Here is a 262-nt window from a genome sequence, read left to right on the forward strand (position 1 = left end):
ACCCACCAACCTCGATGCCCTGAGCCCGGACGAACTGCGCACACTGGCTGCGCAGTTGATGGCCCAGGTCGGCGAGAAGGACCGGGAGTTGCGGTACCGGCAAGCCAAGATCGACCAGCTCACACACGAGCTGGCCATCCACAAGCGCTGGAAGTTCGGCAAGCGCAGCGAGCAACTGACATCTGAACAGGCGAGTCTGCTGGACGAAGCCATTGACGCAGACCTCGAGGCGATTGAGACCGAACTGGAAGCGCTCCTGCCG

The 262-nt window shown here is 62.6% G+C and carries 1 protein-coding gene; it reads left to right on the plus strand.

Features of this window, described 5'->3' with window-relative positions; translation table 11 throughout:
- The coding region (locus tag AAHM38_RS25595) for a transposase (protein ID WP_342234437.1) at window positions 1–262 on the plus strand (262 nt) is incomplete at both ends.

This window comes from Ralstonia sp. OTU4908 (assembly GCF_038440115.1).
GTDB lineage: Bacteria > Pseudomonadota > Gammaproteobacteria > Burkholderiales > Burkholderiaceae > Ralstonia > Ralstonia pickettii.